The sequence below is a fragment of the Streptomyces panaciradicis genome (assembly GCF_023516615.1).
GTDB lineage: Bacteria > Actinomycetota > Actinomycetes > Streptomycetales > Streptomycetaceae > Streptomyces > Streptomyces panaciradicis.
Window position 1 is genome coordinate 1 of record NZ_JAMGBF010000123.1, and the last position, 19,157, is coordinate 19,157.

The following is a 19,157-nucleotide window of genomic DNA, read 5'->3' on the forward strand; positions in this document are numbered from 1 at the left end:
CGGCGGCCCGGATGCTGTCCGACGCCGGTCTGCCGGTGGTCGGCGTGCCGAAGACCATCGACAACGACATCTCCTCCACGGACCGCACCTTCGGCTTCGACACCGCGGTCGGCGTCGCCACCGAGGCGATGGACCGCCTGAAGACGACCGCCGAGTCCCACCAGCGGGTGATGGTCGTCGAGGTCATGGGCCGCCACGCGGGCTGGATCGCCCTGGAGTCCGGCATGGCCGCCGGCGCCCACGGCATCTGCCTGCCCGAGCGCCCCTTCGACCCGGCGGACCTGGCCGAGATGGTCGAGGAGCGCTTCTCGCGCGGCAAGAAGTTCGCCGTCGTGTGCGTGGCCGAGGGCGCCCACCCCGTCGAGGGCAGCATGGACTACGGCAAGGGCGAGATCGACAAGTTCGGCCACGAGCGCTTCCAGGGCATCGGCACGGCGCTCGCGTACGACCTGGAGCGCCGCCTCGGCAAGGAGGCCAAGCCGGTCATCCTCGGCCACGTCCAGCGCGGCGGTGTGCCGACGGCGTACGACCGCGTCCTCGCCACGCGCTTCGGCTGGCACGCGGTGGAGGCCGCGCACCGGGGCGAGTTCGGCAACATGACCTCGCTGAAGGGCACGGACATCGTGATGGTGCCGCTGGCGCAGGCGGTCACCGAGCTGAAGACGGTCCCGAAGGACCGCATGGACGAGGCGGAGTCGGTCTTCTAGGAAGGGGCGCGGGGAACTGCGCGACCTGCCACGACGGGCCGGCGGCCGCCCGACGGCCCGGTCCCGCAGATCCGGCGGAGCGCTCAGCGGGTGTTGTCCTGCACGGCGGCCCAGAAGTGGTCGACGATGCGGTCCAGGAAGTCCCGGCCCGCCTCGCCGGCGTCGCTGGCCGCTTTTCCGTCGCCCCAGCTCAGTGAGGCGGCCATCTGCCCCTGGTAGTCCTGGTGCAGCTCCTGGAGGGTGTCCTCCAGGAGCCGCCGGTCCAGCGGCACCATCCTGGCGACCGGACGGACGTAGGCCTGCCAGCGCGTGGTCACCGCCCCGCGCAGGGCGTCGGCGAGCTTCGGCTCGCGTCCCGTGACGGTGACGAAGTCCGGCAGCGACAGGTCGAGCAGGTCGGCGAGGACGGCCGACTGCCGGTCGCTGCCGCGCCAGGTGTTGTGTTCCTCCATGTGCAGATAGGCGAGGAGTTCCAGGCCGACGCCGCGGGCGACGTCCTCGGGGGCGAGGCCGCGGGCGAGCCGGTGCTCGCGCAGGGTCCGCGGTCTGCCGATGAGTTCGGCGGGGGAGCACCACAGCATGCCCGCGAGCGCGGCCAGTTCGGGGCTGGTGGGGGAGACGACGCCGCGCTCCCAGGCGATCACGAGGTCCGGGGTGACGTAGGGGAGTCCGTACGAGGAGCACAGTCCGTAGGCGACGTGCTCCGGGCCCATGTTGAGCGCCGTGCGCAGCCGTCGGGCGGCGGTGGAGTCGAAGGGCGGGGCCGGCTGGGGCGGCCGGCTGGGGTGGATCGGGCGGTTGGGGTGGGGGTCCGGGTGGTGTGAGGGATGGCGCACGGGCACAACGTAGGGCTGCCGGAGTGCACTGACTACGGTCTGTTCGGCCAGGATCACGGATTGTAGGAACGTACGGCTCGGGGGTGTCCGGCAGGGTTCCGGAGATCATCCGGCACCGGACCGGACGCGGTGGCGAGGACGGCGGGCCGGCGGTGTACGTCACGGACGGTGAGATCGATCTTCGCGCACGAGGTGAATGGCAAGGTAGAGGGGCATATTCGCGCACGTCCGCGCGCGCCGGGTCCCGAGCGCGACGCGACAGCCCGCGCCGACGGCATCCCACGGGTGCCGTCCGTGCGCGCGGGCCTCGAAGAGGGGTTCGCACGGTCGCCCCGTCGGCGCGTGGCGCGAAGTCACCCCTTCACCGCCCCGCCCAGCGCGAACCCCCCGCCCAGCCGCCGGGCGATGAGCACGTACAGCAGGATCACCGGAGTCGAGTAGACGATCGAGAACGCCGCCAGCTGCCCGTACGCCACCATCCCGCGGTTGCCGAAGAACTCGTTGATGCTCACGCTCGCCGGGATCTGATCGGGCGTCAGCAGCAGCATGAACGGGACGAAGAAGTTCCCCCACATCATCACGAAGGAGAACACCGTCACCACCGCCACTCCGGGCCCCATCAGCGGCAGGACGATGCGGACGAGGGACTGCAGCGACGACGCCCCGTCCGTCCACGCCGCCTCCTCCAGCTCCTTCGGCACCCCGTCCATGAAGTTCTTCATCAGCCAGATGGCGAACGGGAGTTGCGAGGCGGCGAAGAAGAGGATCGTGCCCTGCATGGTGTCGATCAGGTTCACCTGCACGAACAGGGCGTAGACGGGGACCATGACCGCGGTGATCGGCAGGCTCGTCGCGAACAGGATGGTCAGCAGGAAGGGCCGGTTCAGGCGGGAGCGGAAGCGCGACAGCGGGTAGGCGGCGAGCGCCGCGCACACCACCGTCAGCAGGGTCCCCCCGCCGCACAGGATCAGGCTGTTGAGCAGCGGGGTGAAGGTGATGTCCTGCTTCAGGATCGCGTCGAAGTTGGCGAGGGTGAGGCCGTCGGGTGCCTTCACCCTGAGGTCCGCGTGCGGGTCCACCGAGGACAGCAGGACCCAGGCCAGCGGGAGCGAGAAGGCGGCGGCGACCGCCAGCAGGCCCGCGTCGGCGGCCAGCCGGCGGCTGCGGCGGCGGGCGGCGAGGGTGACGGTGGGGGCCATGGGTCAGACCTCCGTTCGCAGCAGGCGCAGGTAGACCAGGGAGAAGAGGGAGCCGACCACGAGCAGGAGCAGGGCGACCGCGGTGGCGTAGCCGATCATGCTGTTCTGGAAGGCCTGTTCGTACATGTAGAGGGGCAGGGTCTGGCTCTTGTTGCCGGGCCCGCCGCGCGTCATCACCCAGATCAGGCCGAAGACCGACAGCGTCTGCAGCGTGTTGAGCATGAGGTTCGTGCCGATGGAGCGGCGGATCATGGGCAGCGTGATGTGCCACATCCGGCGCCAGCCGCCCGCGCCGTCGACCTGTGCCGCCTCCGTGATCTCGCTGGGGATCTCGTTCAGCGCGGCCGAGTAGACCAGCATCGAGAAGGCGGTGCCGCGCCAGACGTTCGCGAACGACACCGCCAGGATCGGCAGCGTGAACAGCCAGTTCTGGGTGGGCAGATGGAGCCAGCGCAGGATGGCGTCCAGGGTGCCCTCGCGGCGGAAGAACGCGTACAGCAGGAACCCCGCGACCACCTCCGGCAGCACCCACGCGGTGATGACGACGCCGCCGGTGAGCGTCCGGACCGGCTTCGACGCGCGCTGCATCAGGGTGGCCAGGGCCAGGCCCAGCGTGTTCTGGCCCAGCAGGGACGACACGACGGTGAAGACGAGGGTCAGCCATACGGCGTTGATGAACTCCTCGTCTGCGAAGGCCTTGCGGAAGTTCGCCAGGCCCACGAAGGAGGAGTGGGCCTGGCCGGTGAGCTGGAGGTCGGTGAAGGCGATCCAGGCGCAGTAGGCGATCGGCCCGGCGAGGAAGAGCAGCAGCAGGACCAGCGCGGGGGAGACGGGCAGGGCCCGGACCAGGGCGCGGCGGACGCTCGCGCCGGGCGTGCGGCGGCCGGACGGCGGGCCCGCCGGGACGGGCCCGGTGGTCTCCGGGCCGCCGCCGGCCGTCTTCGTGTGCGGGAGGGCGGAGGTCATCGGCGGGTGCCGCCGTTCACTTCCGCACGACCTGGTCGTCCGTGGCGTCCTTGAGCGCGTCGTCGTAGCCGCTCGCCGCCTTGTCCACGGACATGTCACCCGTCGTGACGCCCTCCATCGCCTCCTGGATGGCGGTGGAGACCTTCGGATACGCCGGGTAGGCCGGCCGGTAGTGGGTGCTGGCCACCAGGTCGGTGAAGAACCTGATGCCGGGCTGCTCCGTGGCGTAGGCGGGGTCGCTCGCGACGTCCTTGCGGACCGCGATGCCGGAGTTGGCGACGTACCACTTCTCGGCGTTCGCCTTGGTCTGCATCGTCCTGATGAAGTCGAAGGCCAGGCCGGGGTTGCCGGCCTTGGCGGGGATCGCCCAGGTCCAGCCGCCGGACATGCTCACCTTGCCGGGTGCCTGGCCGTGCTGGGTCGGCATCGGCGCCAGGCCCAACTCGCTGGACCACCGGGGCCATTCGTGCCCGCTGCCCTTCAGCCAGGCCTGCGGCAGCCACGATCCGTCGAGGGCGATGCCGAGCTTGCCCTTGGGCAGGAGGTCACCGGCCACGATGGTCTGGATGTTGGGGTCGAGGGCGGTGGAGACGTCGGGTCCCAGCTTGTCCCGGTACACCGTGTGCACGAACGACAGCGCGTCCTTGAACCCCTGGCTTCCGGCGATCCACTTCTTGGACGTCCGGTCGTACAGCGGGTCGGACGTGCCGTCGCCGGTGCCGTAGAGCAGCATCTCGAAGGACTGCATCGTCGCCGCCTCGCCCGCGGGCTTGCCGGTGTAGACGTTGATCGGGGTGACGCCGGGGACCTTCTTCTTGATGGCGCGGGCGGCGGACAGGACGTCGTCCCAGTTCTTCGGCTGCCAGGCGGCCGGCAGCCCCGCCTTCTTGAAGATCGCCTTGTCGAACCACAGACCGCGGGTGTCGGTGCCGTCCGGGACGCCGTACGTCTTGCCGTCCTCGCCCCTGGCGGCGTTCTTCGCGGTGTCGATGAACTGCCGCCAGTCGGGCCACTTGGCGAGATAGGGGTCGAGCGGCTTCAAGTACCCGCTGGTGATGTCGGAGTTGATGAGGAAGGTGTCCTCGTAGACCAGGTCCGGGGCGGTCTTGGGGGAGCGGAGCATCTGCTGGACCTTGGTGTAGTACTCCGAGTCCGGGGCCTTGATCGGGATGAGCTCGACCTTCTTGCCCGGGTACTTCCTCTCGAACTGCTTCTTGATGTCGGCGAGATAGCCGTCCATCACCTTGATGGAGTTGTCGGTGGACTGCTTGAAGGAGACCTTCACGGTGTCCGGGCTGCTGCCGGAGCCGCTGCCGCAGGCCGTCAGGGCGGTCGCGGCGAGGGCGGTGGTGAGAAGGAGGGGGAGGGCGGCGGTGGGGCGCACGGGCATGACCTCCTGCGGCTGCACTGCGTCGTGGCGCGGGATGACTGCCCGGTGAACGTAAGTGGAGTGGTCTAGTCAGGTCAATGCGTGTGCGCGAGATCGCCACGACCGGCACACCCTGCCGCTCGCCGTCCCGAACTGCCTTTCACCGCCCGGCCTTTCGGGTGGAGTCCTACGGGCCGCTCACCCACCGGTACTGCAACTCCGGCCGCCCCACGGTCCCGTACTGCGGAGCCCTGGCCGCCCTCCCCGCCTCCACCAGATGCTCCAGGTACCGTCTCGCGGTGATCCGGGAGATCCCCACCGCCTCCGCCACCCCGGCCGCGGTCATGCCCTCGCCGCTGTCGCGCAGCGCGACCGTCACCCGCTCCAGCGTCGGCCCGCTGAGCCCCTTCGGCAGTGCCGCCGGGCCGGGTGCCCGCAGTGTGGCCAGGGCACGGTCCACCTCGTCCTGGCCGCTGGCCTCGCCCGCGGCCCCCCGGAACTCGGCGTAGCGCACGAGCCGGTCGCGCAGGGTCGCGAAGGTGAACGGCTTCAGCACGTACTGCACGACCCCCAGCGAGACCCCCTCCCGCACCACGGTCAGATCCCGCGCCGAGGTCACCGCGATCACGTCCGCGTGATGCCCCGCCGCCCGCAACGACCGCGCGAACTGCAGCCCGTGCACGTCCGGCAGATGCAGGTCGAGCAAGAGCAGGTCCACCGCCGTACGGTCGAGCAGCCGCCGCGCCTCCACCCCGCTGTGCGCCTTGCCGACCGCCACGAACCCCGGCACCCGGCCGACGTACATCACATGCGCGTCCGCGGCCACCGGGTCGTCCTCGACCACCAGCACCCGGATGGGCCGTTCGCCCGTCATATGCCACCCCCCGGGACCGCGGCGCCCTCCTGGGCCAACGGCAACCGCACCACGAACTCTGCTCCGCCGCCGTCCGCCTCCGCCACGGACAGCGAGCCCTCGTGCCGCTGCACTGCCTGCCGGACCAGGGCCAGCCCCAGGCCACGGCCCCCCGGCCCGGCGGGCTTCGTCGTGAAGCCCCGCTGGAAGACCAGGTCCGCGTGGGCGGGGTCCACCCCGTCGCCGGTGTCCGCGACGCACAGGACGAGTTCGGCGTCCTCCGCGTACGCCGTCACCGTCACCCGCGCCCGCAGGCTGCCCTGCGCCGCGTCGACCGCGTTGTCGATCAGGTTGCCGAGGATCGTCACCAGGTCCCGCGCCGGCAGCGAGGGCGGCAGCAGCCCGTCGTCGAGGCGGCTGTCCTGCGACACCACCAGTTCCACGCCCCGCTCGTTCGCCTGTGCCGTCTTGCCCAGCAGCAGCGCCGCCAGGACCGGCTCGCTCACCGCCGCCACCACCTGGTCGGTGAGCGCCTGGGCCAGTTCCAGTTCGGCCGTGGCGAAGTCCACGGCCTCCTCCGCGCGGCCCAGTTCGATCAGGGACACGACCGTGTGCAGCCGGTTCGCCGCCTCGTGCGCCTGCGAGCGCAGCGCCTGCGTGAAGCCCCGCTCCGAGTCCAACTCGCCCATCAGGGACTGCAGTTCGGTCACATCGCGCAGGGTGACGACGGTGCCCCGGCGCTCGCCGCCCGACACCGGTGAGGTGTTGACCACCAGCACCCGGTCGTTGGTCAGGTGCACCTCGTCCACGCGCGGCTCGGAGGCGAGCAGCGCGCCGGTCAGCGGCGCGGGCAGCCCGAGGTCCGCGACCGACCTGCCGACCACGTCCTCCTCGGACTCCTCCGGCGGCAGGCCCAGCAGCTCCCGGCCGCCGTCGTTGATCAGCGCCACCCGGTACCGTCCGTCCAGCATCAGCAGCCCCTCCCGCACCGCGTGCAGCGCGGCCTCGTGATAGTCGTGCATCCGGCTGAGCTCGGCCGCGTTCATGCCGTGGGTGTGCCGGCGCAGGCGGGCGTTGACGACGTACGTGCCGACGGCGCCGAGCACGAGGGCGCCGGCCGCGACCCCGAGCAGGGCCCAGACCTGGTCCCGCACCTGCTTGCTGATCACCTTCACCTCGATGCCCGCGCTGACCAGCCCGATGATCCGGCCGTGGTCGTAGATCGGGGTGACCGCCCGGACCGAGGCGCCGAGCGTACCGGTGTAGGTCTCGGTGAAGGACGTGCCGTGCAGGGCGGGCTCGATGGTGCCGCGGAAGTGCCGGCCGATCTCTTTCTCGCGGGGGTGGGTCCAGCGGATGCCCCGCGTGTCCATGATCGTCACGAAGTCGACGTCGGCGCCGCGCATCACCCGCAGCGCGTACGGCTGGAGCTCGGCCGTGGGGTTCGGGGTGTGGATCGCGGCCACCACGGACGGGGCGTCGGCGATGGAGCGGGAGACCGCCATGGCCTGGCGGGCGGCCGCGTCCTCGGCCTGCCGCTGGTCGGTGACGTACGTGAACAGTGCGTATCCGGCCACCACCACCGCTATCAGCACGGCCTGCATGGCGAACAGCTGGCCGGCCAGGCTGCGGGGTCGGGGGAGGGGGATGCGCATGCCGTCAGTGTGCCTCCCAGGCCGATGGTGAACTAAATGAACGGAAGGGTGACCGCCCTCACAGCCGCACGGGATAGTCACCGCAATGCGGAAGCGAGCGGAGACGGGACATCCGGATCCGGCCATCGCGGACGCCGTCGAGAACCGCACCCCCATCCCCATCCCCCGGACGTGAGCCGCACGCCGGTGATGCCGACGAAGACGTCAAGGAGGGCAGCCGTGGCCGCCAGCACCCCCGATACGGCACCTGCCGCACCCGCACGCAAGCGGGACCGCACCCATTACCTGTACATCGCCGTCATCGTGGCGGTGGCGCTCGGCATCGCCGTGGGGCTGATCTGGCCGGACGCCGGTGTGGCGCTCAAGCCGCTCGGCACCGGCTTCGTGAACCTGATCAAGATGATGATCTCGCCGATCATCTTCTGCACGATCGTGCTCGGCATCGGTTCGGTCCGCAAGGCCGCCAAGGTCGGTGCCGTCGGCGGCATCGCGCTCGGCTACTTCCTGGTGATGTCCCTGGTCGCGCTGACCATCGGCCTCGTCGTCGGCAACATCCTGCACCCGGGCGACGGGCTGCACATCACCAACGCCATCAAGGCCTCCGGGCACGACCAGGTGTCCGCCGACGCGCTGCCGCCGGTCGACTTCGTCCTGTCGATCATCCCGCTCACCTTCGTCTCGGCGTTCACCGAGGGCCAGGTGCTGCAGACCCTGCTGATCGCGCTGCTCGCCGGCTTCGCGCTGCAGGCGATGGGCTCGACGGGCAAGCCGATCCTGCGCGGCATCGAGCACATCCAGCGGCTCGTCTTCCGCATCCTCGCCATGGTCATGTGGGCCGCCCCGATCGGTGCCTTCGGCGCCATCGCCGCCGTCGTCGGCTCCGCCGGTGTCGACGCGCTGAAGAGCCTCGCCGTGCTGATGCTCGGCTTCTACGTCACCTGCGCGCTGTTCGTGTTCATCGTGCTCGGCGTCATGCTGCGGGCCGTCGCGGGGCTGAACATCTTCACCCTGTTCAAGTACCTGGCCCGCGAGTTCCTGCTGATCCTGTCCACCTCCTCCTCCGAGTCCGCGCTGCCGCGGCTCATCGCGAAGATGGAGCACCTGGGTGTCAGCAAGCCCGTCGTCGGCATCACCGTCCCGACCGGCTACTCCTTCAACCTCGACGGCACCATGATCTACATGACCATGGCGTCCCTCTACATCGCCGACGCCCTGGGCACCCCGATGTCGATCGGCGAGCAGATCCCGCTGCTGCTCTTCCTGCTGCTGGCCTCCAAGGGCGCGGCGGGCGTCAGCGGCGCCGGTCTCGCCACGCTGGCCGGTGGCCTGCAGTCGCACAAGCCCGCCCTGGTGGACGGCGTCGGCCTGATCGTCGGCATCGACCGCTTCATGAGCGAGGCCCGCGCCCTGACCAACTTCGCGGGCAACGCCGTCGCCACCGTGCTGATCGGCACCTGGACCAAGGAGATCGACAAGGTGCGGGTGCGCCAGGTGCTCGCCGGCGAGCTGCCCTTCGACGAGACGACCCTGCTGGACGAGGGCGTCCAGCCGCACGCCGAGATCCCCGAGCAGGGCGGCGAGAAGGAGCTGGCGAAGGCCTGACCCCGAGCAGCTCCTCCCCCCAGGGCGACTGAACACTCCCCGTCGATCAGTCGCCCGACGGCGGAAGCCGAGCGGCCGCGTCCCACCCCCGTGGACCGGCCGCTCGGCTTCCGCGCGTCCGGTGATCCTCGGGGTCCCGGCTCCTGCCCGGGGCCACCGGCACGACCTGCGTCGGCCGGCCTCGCCCGGGGTGAAGCCGGCCGCCCGGCTTCCCCGCGTCGCGGGGGTCTCGCGGCGTTCGCCCGACCCGGCCCGCCCCCGTGGGGCGTCGGGGTTTCGTCGTCCCGTGGCCCTGTGCCGATCGGCGTCCGCGCGTCCGGCCCCTGAGCGCGCTGTCAGGCGTCGGCCAGCTTCGTCACCAGGGAGCCGGCCAGCGACGCCGGGACCCCCGCGGCCGTCAGGGCGGTGACCGCGGCCGAGCGGCCCGCCTGCTCGGGCGGCAGCAGGCCGTCGTTCACGGCCTCCATGAGCGCGAACAGCAGCTGCTCGTGCACGTACGCCAGCGCCGGCGCCGGCAGCGGGGAGCTGAAGACGCCCCGGTCCAGGCCCTCCCGCAGCAGCGCGACGGAGGCCTCGCGCACCGGGGCGAGCCGCTCGCGGATGCCCTGCATGGTGACGCTGCGCTGGGCCAGGGACACCAGGATGCGGTAGCGGTCGGCGACCTCCCAGACCGCGAGCACCGACCCCGCCAGCGACTGCGCCGGATCCCCGGCCCCCTCGCGTCCCGCCGCGTGCGCGGCCGCCACCGCCTCCACGGCCCCGTCGACGAGCGTGCCGATCAGCGCGTCGCGGTTGGGGAAATGGCCGTAGACCGTCCGTCGTACGACACCCGCCGCGCGCGCGATCTGGTCCATGGACGCGTCCGGGTCGCGCAGCAGTTCGGCGAGCGCGACGTCCAGGATGCGGCGGCGGTTGGCGTCGGCGCGGCTGCTGCTACCCGTGGTCATGGCTGACATTGTGCCTCTCCCCACTCCTCCTCCAGCGACTTGCACAGTGCTGTGCAATCGGCGTACATTACACATCGTTGTGCAAGTGCACAGTGCTGTGCAACCCGCAGTGCCAGACCACCGTGCAGACACGCTGTTGCCGAGGAAGGCCACCCCTGCCATGCGACTCTTCCTGACCGAACCGGTCGACCAGACGGAGCGCCCCTACGCCCGGCGTTGGTGGGCGCTCCTGGTCCTCTGCCTGAGCCTGCTGATCATCGTGATGGCGAACACCGCCCTCACGGTCGCGGCCCCCGACATGACCCGCGACCTGGGTCTGTCCAGCGCCGACCTGCAGTGGGTCATCGACGGGTACACCGTCCCCTACGCCGCGCTGATGCTGCTGTTCGGCGCGATCGGCGACAAGTACAGCCGCCGCGGCGCCCTCCTGCTGGGCCTCACGGTCTTCGCCGGCGGCGCGGTCTTCGGCTCCCTCGCCGACAGCGCCGCGACGGTCGTCGCGGCCCGCGCCGTGATGGGCACCGGCGCCGCGCTGATCATGCCCGCCACGCTCTCCCTGCTCGCCGCGACCTTCCCGCGGGCCGAACGCGCCAGGGCGATCACCCTGTGGACCGCCACGGCGGGCCTCGCCATCGCCGCCGGTCCGGTCGTCGCCGGCGCGCTGCTGAAGAACCACGGCTGGGCCTCGACGTTCCTGATCAACGTGCCCATCGCCGCCGTCGCCCTGGTCGCCTCCCTGTTCCTGGTCCCGCCGTCCAAGGCCGGCCACAGCGACCGCGTCGACCACGTCGGCGGGCTGCTGTCGGTGGTCTGGATCGGCTCGCTGGTCTACATGATCATCGAGGGCCCGCACTTCGGCTGGGGTGTCAAGGCGGTCACCGCCGCGGTCGTCGCGGGCGCCGGCCTGCTGGCCTTCGTCGCCTGGGAGCTGCGCCACCCGCGCCCGGTCCTCGACGTCCGCCGGTTCGCCCACCGCGGCTTCGCCGGCGCCAACCTCGCCGTCGCCCTGTTCTTCCTCGCCGTCTTCGGCGCCTTCTACTACCTCACCCAGCACCTGCAGTTCGTCCTCGGCTACGACGCCCTGCAGACCGGGCTGCGCATGCTGCCGCTCGCCGGTGCCGTCTTCGTCGGCTCGGCCCTGACCGGCCGGCTGACCCCGCGGGTCGGCATGAAGTGGACGGTCACCGCGGGCATGGTCGGCGGCACCACCGCCCTCGCCCTGCTCACCCGGATCGACGCGACCTCCTCCTACGGCGACTTCCTCGCCCCGCTGATCGTCCTGGGGCTGGCCATCGGCCTGGCGCTCTCGCCCTGCACGGACGCGATCATGGGCGTCTTCCCCGAGTCCCAGCTGGGCGTCGGCGGCGCGGTGAACGACACCTCGATCGAGCTCGGCGGCTCGCTCGGCATCGCGATCCTCGGCTCGCTGCTGGCGACCTCGTACTCCGGCCACCTCGCGGACGCCACCTCCGGCAGCAGGCTCCCCGCCGGCACGCTCGCCACCGCCCAGGACTCGGTCGGCTCCGGATACGCCGTCGCGCAGGGCATCTCCGACAAGGCCCGGCAGGCGGCGGCGCAGGCCGCGCGGGCGACCGACCCGCAGCAGGCGGCGCAGCTCAAGGAGCAGGCGCGGGAGCTGGCCGCGGGTGCCCGGCAGATGGCCGACGCCGTCGGCTCGTCCTTCTCCTCCGCCGTCGCCCACACCAGCCTGATCGGCGCGGTGGTCCTGGGGATCGGCACCGTCGCGGTCGCCCTGCTGCTGCCCGGCAGGGGGAAGGGCGCCGCCGAAGAGACCCGGGAGCGGGAGGAAGCGGAACTCGTCGGCAGCGCGGCGAACTGACCCGCCCGGACCGTCGTCTCTTACGTCGATGCACTACCGTGCCGTGCCGGACCGTCCGGTACGGCACGGCCGTATGCACGTATGGAGGCACGGGGGATGAAGATCGACTGGGATCGGCGGACCTGCGCGCGCAAGGGGCACGTCACCTACGCGCCGGACGACCCCCGTCTGCGCATCCGGCTGCACGCCGACACCGCGCTCGGCGACGTCTGGCGCTGTCTGCGCTGCGGCGACTTCGTGCTCGGTGAGCCGCACGGCTCGGGGCCGGCGTCCGAGGCGCCGCTCGTGCCGCGCGGCAAGGTGCTGCGCGATCTGTTCATCCTGCGCTTCCTGGCGATCGAGCGGGCGGTGCGCGGGGTGTTCATCGTGCTGGTGGCCGCGGCGGTGTGGCGGTTCAGCAACAGCCAGGACGCGGTGCGCCGGCTCTTCGACGAGTACCTGAACGTCTTCCGGCCCGTCTTCCGGCACTTCCACTACGACCTCGACCACTCGCCGGTCGTCGGCACCATCCAGAAGACGTTCGGCTACAAGCACTCCACGCTGCTGCTGGTGGCCGGTCTGCTGCTGGCCTACGCGCTCATCGAGCTGGTCGAGGCGGTCGGCCTCTGGTACGCCAAGCGCTGGGCGGAGTACCTGACGGTCGTCGCGACCGCCGCCTTCCTGCCGCTGGAGATCTACGAGCTCACCGAACACGTCAGCTGGCTGAAGATCACCACCCTCGTCCTCAACATCCTCGCCGTGCTCTACATCGCCCTCGCCAAGCGCCTGTTCGGGCTGCGGGGCGGCCGCAGGGCGTTCGACGAGGAGCGGCGCAGCGCCTCCCTGCTGGAAGTCGAGGAAGCGGCCGGCGTCCCGGTCTAGGCGCCCCCGGCCCAGGGGTCGGTGATCTCGAGGGGTGAGGGGCGCGGCAGCCGCCGCAAATCCTTTGACCCACGCGGCCGCTCGCCTTCAGGGTGGAGAGCGGCGACCGACGCACGGAGGCGGATCACATGGGGGAACCGGGCAACGTGGAGATCCTCAGCACGGACGAGTACGCGGCGAAGTACGGGCCGGAGCGCGAGCCCTCACCGCTCCCGCTGGACCGGGTCGGCGAGCTGTTCTGGGAGTTCCTCTCGGCCGTCGCCCACCCCCGGCGCAAGGACCCCGACGGCCGCCGGGACCTCGCCGCGCGGCTGCGCGACCACCTCGGCTCGGCACCGACCGACCGGCCCGTGGTCAAGACCGCGTACGCGCCGTACGACCTGCCCAACGTCCACCTCGCCCTGGAGCGCTGGTTCGCCGCCGAGGGACGCGCGCACGAGCTGATCGGCATGCGCGGCGCCCAGCACCACGGCGAACTCACCCTCGGCGACATCATCGAGGCCGCCGACCGCTACGACCGCTTCGTGGTCGGCGCCGTGGACTACGCGCACCTGCCGGTCTCCCCGGACGAGGAACTGGCCTGTGTCTCCTGCGGTTTCTACCTCGGCTCCGAGGGCGAGGAGCGCTTCGCCGTCCTGCTGCGCGGCCCGCAGGACGAGTACGGCCGCGACAAGGTGGAGCTCGAAGTCCTCGCCGAACACAAGGAGTTCGCCGACCGGCTGCTCGCCGAGATCGACGCCCTCGTGCGCGAGCACAACATCTTCCGCGGTCAGGTCCTGTCCTTCGAGGGCTCGCAGTTCGGCCACGGCCTCGGCCCGTTCCGCTTCCACCGCCGCCCCGAACTGACCCGCGCGGACATCGTGCTGCCGGCCGGCCTCCTGGAGCGGGTGGAGCGGCAGGTCGTCGGGGTGGCCCGGCGCCGCGAGCAGCTCCGCGCGGCCGGCCAGCACCTGCGCCGCGGCCTGCTCCTCTACGGCCCTCCCGGTACCGGCAAGACCCACACGATCCGCTATCTGCTGTCCCACCTGCCCGGGTTCACGGTCGTCATCCTCTCCGGCGAGAGCATCCAGGCGATCGGCCCCGCCTGTGCGCTCGCCCGGATGCTGCAGCCCGCCCTCGTCGTCCTGGAGGACTGCGACCTGATCGCCGAGGCCCGCGACCACGGCGGCGGCGAGCAGCCCCTGCTCTTCCAGGTGCTGAACGAGATGGACGGCCTCGGCGACGACGCCGACGTGGCCTTCCTGCTCACCACCAACCGCGCCGACCTCCTGGAGCCGGCCCTCGTCCAGCGCCCGGGCCGCGTCGACCTCGCCGTGGAGATCCCCCTCCCGGACGCGGAGGGCCGCGCCGCCCTGCTCGCGCTCTACGGCGGTGCGCTCGGCCTCGGCCGGGACGTCGCGGACGAGGTGGTGGCCCGCACGGAGGGCACGACGGCGTCCTTCACCAAGGAGCTGGTGCGGCGCTCGGTGCTGGTCGCGGCCGAGCGGGAGGCGCCGCGCACGGAGGCGGCGGACGTCCGCGAGGCCCTGGACGAACTGCTCTCGGACCGCGACCGGCTGACCCGCAGGCTGCTCGGCGTCCCCGACGGCGAGGACGCCGACGACGAGGAAACGCCGCCGCCCGGTCCGGCCTTGCCTTGACGTCGGCGTCAACGCATACCGTCGTAGTCATGCGAATCGGCGAGCTGGCCGCACGGGCCGGGACCACGACGCGAGCGCTCAGGTACTACGAGTCGCGCGGACTGCTGTCCGCGCGGCGTGACGAGCTGGGACACCGGACGTACGACGAGAACGACCTGAGGCTGCTGCGGCAGATCAGGACGCTCCAGGACTTCGGCTTCGACCTGGAGGAGACCCGGCCCTTCGTGGAGTGCCTGCGCGCGGGGCATCCCGAGGGCGACTCCTGCCCGGCCTCGCTCGCGGTCTACCGGCGCAAGCTGGCCGAACTCGACGAGCTGATCGGCGAGCTGCAGGCGGTCCGGGCGCAGATCGGGGTGCGGCTGGCCTCGTTCGACGAAGAGCCACCGTTGTGCGAACTGGGAGGGCAGGGATTGTGATCAGGGCTGCGGGTGTTTCCGAGGTGACCGACGCGGATTTCACGACGGAGGTCATCGGTTCGTCATTGCCGGTACTGGTGGAGTTCACCGCCGACTGGTGCCCGCCGTGCCGGCAGATGGGGCCGGTGCTCAGCGCCCTCGCCGCGGAGGAGGGCGAGCGGCTGAAGGTGGTCCAGCTGGACGTCGACACCAACCCGGAGACGACGAACGCCTACAAGGTGCTGTCCATGCCGACCTTCATGGTGTTCCGGGACGGTGAGCCGGTGCGGTCGATGGTGGGAGCGCGGCCCAAGCGGCGGCTCCTGGCGGAGATCGAGGAAGCCCTCTGACGCGAGGACATAAGAAGAAATCCCCCGGGCAATTGCGCCCGGGGGATTTCTTTGCGTATATTCGATGGTTCGCGACTTCATGGGATTTTGGTCGCGAAGAAGTTCAGTAGGCACAGTATATCGGCGCGGGAGTGGAATTGTCAAACAGCGATGAAATTCGCGGTGAGCAGGAATTCATCGACACCCTGTACGCCCGCGTGGACGCCCTGCGCGCGGGCACCGAGGCCGGTGTCACCGACGCGCTCGCCCAGGGCAACACGCCCATGCAGGCCCGGCTCGAGCGGGACATCCTGGTCGCCGAGCGGTCGGGGCTGCTCGCCGCGCTGAACGCCGTCGACGGCTCGCTCTGCTTCGGCCGGATCGACCTCACCTCGGGCACGAAACACCACATCGGCCGGATCGGCCTGCGCACCGACGACGCCGAACGCACCCCGATCCTCATCGACTGGCGGGCCGAGGTCGCCCGCCCCTTCTACCTGGCCACCGGCCACACCCCGATGGGCCTGCGCCGGCGGCGGCACATCACCACCGGCGGCCGCACGGTCACCGCCCTGCACGACGAGATCCTCGACCTCGGCGACCGGGAACGCACCGGCCACGAGGACCCGACCGGCGACGCCGTACTGCTCGCCGCCCTCGACGCCGCCCGCACCGGCCGCATGCACGACATCGTGCAGACCATCCAGGCCGAGCAGGACGAGATCATCCGGGCACCGCACCGCGGGGTGCTGGTGGTCGAGGGCGGCCCCGGCACCGGCAAGACGGCCGTCGCCCTGCACCGGGCCGCCTACCTCCTCTACGAGCACCGGGAACTCCTCGCCAAGCGGGCCGTCCTCATCGTCGGACCCAACCCCGCCTTCCTCGGCTACATCGGCGAGGTGCTGCCCTCCCTCGGCGAGACGGGCGTGCTGCTCGCCACGGTCGGGGAGCTGTTCCCCGGCGTGAAGGCGACGGCCGCCGACTCCCGCGAGGCGGCCGCGGTGAAGGGCCGCGCCGACATGGCGGACGTCCTCGCCGAGGTCGTACGCGACTGGCAGTCGCTGCCCGACCCGGTGATCACCATCGAGCACGACCGGGAGGTGCTGATGCTCGACGACGGCCTGGTGAAGGTCGCCCGGGAGAAGGCCCGGGCCGCGCGGCTGCCGCACAACGTGGCCCGCGAGCACTTCGAGGGCCACATCCTCAACACCCTCACCGAGCTGTACGCCGAACGCGTCGGCACCGACCCCTACGACGGCGGCAGCCTCCTGGACGAGGCCGACATCACCCAGATCCGCGACGAACTCGCCGAGAACCCCGAGGTATGGGCCGCCGTCGACCAGCTCTGGCCGCGGCTGACCCCGCAGCGCCTGGTCGCCGACTTCCTCGCCGACCCCGTCGGCTACCTCCCCGACGAGGACGCCGCCGCCGTCCGCCGCCCGGTGACCCGCGAGTGGACCGTCGCGGACGTGCCGCTGCTGGACGAGGCCGCCGAACTGCTCGGCGTCGACGAACGGCTCGCGCGGGCGCGCGCGGAACGCGAACGCGAGACCCAGGTCGCCTACGCCCAGGGCGTGCTGGACGTCTCCTACGCCTCCCGCACCTACGAGTTCGAGGACAAGGACGCGGAGGACTCCGAGGTCCTGTCCGCGCACGACATCATCGACGCCGAGCGGTTCGCCGAGCGCCAGGAGGAGGACGACCACCGCAGCGCCGCCGAACGCGCGGCCGCCGACCGGACCTGGGCGTTCGGGCACATCATCGTCGACGAGGCGCAGGAGCTGTCCCCGATGGCCTGGCGGCTGCTGATGCGCCGCAGCCCCACCCGCTCGATGACCCTGGTCGGCGACCCCGCGCAGACCGCCGAGGCGGCGGGCGTCGGCTCCTGGCAGCAGATCCTCCAGCCGTACGTGGAGGACCGCTGGGAACACACCCGCCTGGGCGTCAACTACCGCACCCCCGCCGAGATCATGGAGCTCGCGGCGGCCGTGGTGCGCGCCGAGAACCCCGGCTTCGAGCCGCCCAGCTCGATCCGCTCCACCGGAGTACGGCCCTGGGTCCGCGCCACCGACGACCTGCCCGGCGCGGTCGCGGAGGCGGTGAAGGAGCTGACCCCCGAGGAGGGCCGGCTCGCCGTCATCGCCCCGCGCCACCTGCACCGCAGGCTCGCCGCCCGGCTCGACGGGGTGACCGCGGGCGCCGAGCCCGACCTGACGCGGAGCGTCGTCCTCCTCGACCCGCGGCAGGCCAAGGGGCTGGAGTTCGACTCCGTCCTGGTGGTGGAGCCGGGCCTGTACGGCACGAGCGACCTGTACGTGGCGCTGACCCGGGCCACCCAGCGCCTGGGCGTCCTGCACACCGGACGCCTGCCCGGGGCGCTGCGCACGGCGTGAGCGACGCCCCGCGCCCGGGTGCGCGCGTACGCTCACCCGGGCGCGGGGCGCCGACGCCCTTCGCTCAGGCCGGCCGCAGCCAGATCGTCGCGAGCGGCGGGAGGGTCAGCCGGATGCTCGCCGGGCGGCCGTGCCAGCCCTGCGGCTCGGGCTTGATGACGTCCGCGTTGGTGACGTCGCCGCCGCCGTACTTGCCGATGTCCGTGTTGAGGGTCTCGTGCCAGGCCGGGACGTCGTCGGGGGCGCCCAGCCGGTAGTCCTGCCGCACGACGGGGGAGAGGTTGGAGACGGCCAGCAGGGGGCTGCCGTCGGCGTCGAACCGCAGGAACGCGAAGACGTTGTCCTCGGCCGCGTCGCCCACGATCCACTCGAACCCCGCCGGGTCGGTGTCCTGCCGCCACAGCGCCGGCGTGTGCCGGTAGACGATGTTCAGGTCGCGGACCAGGTCCTGCACCCCGCGGTGGTCGGCCGCGGCGCCGTAGCCGGCGTCGAGCAGCCACCAGTCGGGCCCGCGCGCCTCGGACCACTCCGCTCCCTGCGCGAACTCCTGCCCCATGAACAGCAGTTGCTTGCCCGGGTGGGCCCACATGAAGGCCAGGTAGGCACGCAGGTTGGCGCGCTGCTGCCACCAGTCGCCGGGCATCTTCGACACCAGCGACCCCTTGCCGTGGACGACCTCGTCGTGCGAGATCGGCAGCACGTAGTTCTCGCTGTAGGCGTACACCATCGAGAACGTCATCTCGTTGTGGTGGTACTTGCGGTAGACCGGCTCGTGGCTCATGTAGTCGAGCGAGTCGTGCATCCAGCCCATGTTCCACTTCAGGCCGAAGCCCAGGCCGCCGAAGCCGCCCGGGCCGCGGTGGTGCGTGGCCCGCGTGACGCCGTCCCAGGCGGTGGACTCCTCGGCGATGGTCACCACGCCCGGCACCCGCCGGTACACGGTCGCGTTCATCTCCTGCAGGAATGCCACCGCGTCCAGGTTCTCCCGGCCGCCGTGCTCGTTCGGCACCCACTGCCCCGGCTCGCGGGAGTAGTCCAGGTACAGCATGGAGGCCACCGCGTCGACCCGCAGGCCGTCGATGTGGAACTCCTCGCACCAGTAGACGGCGTTCGCCACCAGGAAGTTGCGCACCTCGCGGCGGCCGTAGTCGAACTCCAGGGTGCCCCAGTCGGGGTGCGCGGACCGCAACGGGTCCTCGTGCTCGTACAGGGGCCGCCCGTCGAACTCGGCCAGCGCCCAGTCGTCGCGCGGGAAGTGCGCCGGGACCCAGTCCATCAGCACGCCGATGCCGGCCTGGTGCAGCGCGTCGACCAGGTACTTGAAGTCGTCCGGGGTGCCGAGCCGGGCCGTGGGCGCGTAGAAGCCGGTGACCTGGTAGCCCCAGGAGCCGCCGAAGGGGTGCTCGGCGATCGGCATCAGCTCCACGTGCGTGAAGCCGAGGTCCTTGACGTACTCGGGCAGCTGCTCGGCCAGCTGACGGTAGGTCAGTCCGGGCCGCCAGGACGGCAGATGGACCTCGTAGACCGAGAAGGGGGCCTGGTGGGCGATCAGTTCCGCGCGCCGG

The 19,157-nt window shown here is 71.6% G+C and carries 16 protein-coding genes; 8 read left to right on the forward strand and 8 right to left on the reverse strand.

All coding sequences use genetic code 11. The annotated features are described in order from the left end of the window. Positions 1-707, forward strand: a 707-nt coding sequence (locus tag M8J74_RS32990) for an ATP-dependent 6-phosphofructokinase (RefSeq protein ID WP_249839950.1), incomplete at its 5' end; no start/stop codon positions are given. A gap of 83 nt (positions 708-790) precedes the next feature. Here M8J74_RS32990 and M8J74_RS32995 read toward each other — a convergent pair. From M8J74_RS32995 to M8J74_RS33020, 6 genes are all read right to left on the reverse strand, one after another. Then, positions 791-1,543: a helix-turn-helix domain-containing protein gene (locus M8J74_RS32995; RefSeq protein ID WP_372500340.1), complete on the reverse strand. Its 753-nt coding sequence runs from the start codon at positions 1,541-1,543 to the stop codon at positions 791-793. Between the two features lie 353 nt (positions 1,544-1,896). Next, on the reverse strand, positions 1,897-2,742 hold the full coding sequence (locus M8J74_RS33000) for a carbohydrate ABC transporter permease (RefSeq protein WP_142142566.1): 846 nt from the start codon (positions 2,740-2,742) through the stop codon (positions 1,897-1,899). Between the two features lie 3 nt (positions 2,743-2,745). Then, entirely contained in the window at positions 2,746-3,708 is a 963-nt protein-coding gene (locus tag M8J74_RS33005; protein ID WP_249839951.1) for a carbohydrate ABC transporter permease, read from the reverse strand. A gap of 16 nt (positions 3,709-3,724) precedes the next feature. Continuing rightward, on the reverse strand, positions 3,725-5,098 hold the full coding sequence (locus M8J74_RS33010) for an extracellular solute-binding protein (RefSeq protein ID WP_249839952.1): 1,374 nt from the start codon (positions 5,096-5,098) through the stop codon (positions 3,725-3,727). Positions 5,099-5,264: 166 nt separating this feature from the next. Beyond that, a complete protein-coding gene (locus M8J74_RS33015; RefSeq protein WP_058923094.1) occupies positions 5,265-5,951 on the reverse strand; it encodes a response regulator in 687 nt (228 codons plus the stop codon). Continuing rightward, entirely contained in the window at positions 5,948-7,585 is a 1,638-nt protein-coding gene (locus tag M8J74_RS33020) for an ATP-binding protein (RefSeq protein WP_249839953.1), read from the reverse strand. Before M8J74_RS33020 ends, M8J74_RS33015 begins: the two co-directional genes overlap by 4 nt. Before the next feature lie 219 nt (positions 7,586-7,804). Here M8J74_RS33020 and M8J74_RS33025 point away from each other — a divergent pair, with 219 nt between their 5' ends. Further along, positions 7,805-9,187 carry a cation:dicarboxylate symporter family transporter gene (locus M8J74_RS33025; protein ID WP_058923092.1) on the forward strand — a complete coding sequence of 461 codons (1,383 nt, stop codon included), beginning with the start codon at positions 7,805-7,807 and terminating at the stop codon, positions 9,185-9,187. A 335-nt stretch (positions 9,188-9,522) separates the two neighbouring features. Here the strand turns inward: M8J74_RS33025 and M8J74_RS33030 are convergent, their stop codons facing one another. After that, positions 9,523-10,134, reverse strand: coding sequence for a TetR/AcrR family transcriptional regulator (locus M8J74_RS33030; protein ID WP_249839954.1), 612 nt, complete (start codon positions 10,132-10,134; stop codon positions 9,523-9,525). 160 nt (positions 10,135-10,294) lie between these two features. On the opposite strand from M8J74_RS33030, the gene M8J74_RS33035 reads away from it, so the two are divergent. From M8J74_RS33035 to M8J74_RS33060, 6 genes are all read left to right on the forward strand, one after another. Continuing rightward, positions 10,295-11,974 (forward strand): MFS transporter, encoded by a 1,680-nt coding sequence (locus M8J74_RS33035; protein WP_249839955.1) that lies wholly within the window; start codon positions 10,295-10,297, stop codon positions 11,972-11,974. A 96-nt stretch (positions 11,975-12,070) separates the two neighbouring features. Next, complete coding sequence (locus tag M8J74_RS33040) at positions 12,071-12,835, forward strand: DUF2127 domain-containing protein (RefSeq protein ID WP_249839956.1); 765 nt, start codon at positions 12,071-12,073, stop codon at positions 12,833-12,835. A 128-nt stretch (positions 12,836-12,963) separates the two neighbouring features. Then, a complete protein-coding gene (locus tag M8J74_RS33045; RefSeq protein ID WP_249839957.1) occupies positions 12,964-14,475 on the forward strand; it encodes an AAA family ATPase in 1,512 nt (503 codons plus the stop codon). A gap of 29 nt (positions 14,476-14,504) precedes the next feature. Next, a complete protein-coding gene (locus M8J74_RS33050) occupies positions 14,505-14,891 on the forward strand; it encodes a MerR family transcriptional regulator (protein WP_058923087.1) in 387 nt (128 codons plus the stop codon). Beyond that, positions 14,888-15,220 carry a thioredoxin family protein gene (locus tag M8J74_RS33055; protein WP_058923086.1) on the forward strand — a complete coding sequence of 111 codons (333 nt, stop codon included), beginning with the start codon at positions 14,888-14,890 and terminating at the stop codon, positions 15,218-15,220. Before M8J74_RS33050 ends, M8J74_RS33055 begins: the two co-directional genes overlap by 4 nt. A gap of 155 nt (positions 15,221-15,375) precedes the next feature. Further along, positions 15,376-17,592, forward strand: coding sequence for a HelD family protein (locus M8J74_RS33060; protein WP_249839960.1), 2,217 nt, complete (start codon positions 15,376-15,378; stop codon positions 17,590-17,592). Between the two features lie 64 nt (positions 17,593-17,656). Here the strand turns inward: M8J74_RS33060 and glgB are convergent. Next, on the reverse strand, positions 17,657-19,157 hold a 1,501-nt coding region (glgB, locus tag M8J74_RS33065; RefSeq protein WP_249839958.1), incomplete at its 5' end, for a 1,4-alpha-glucan branching enzyme.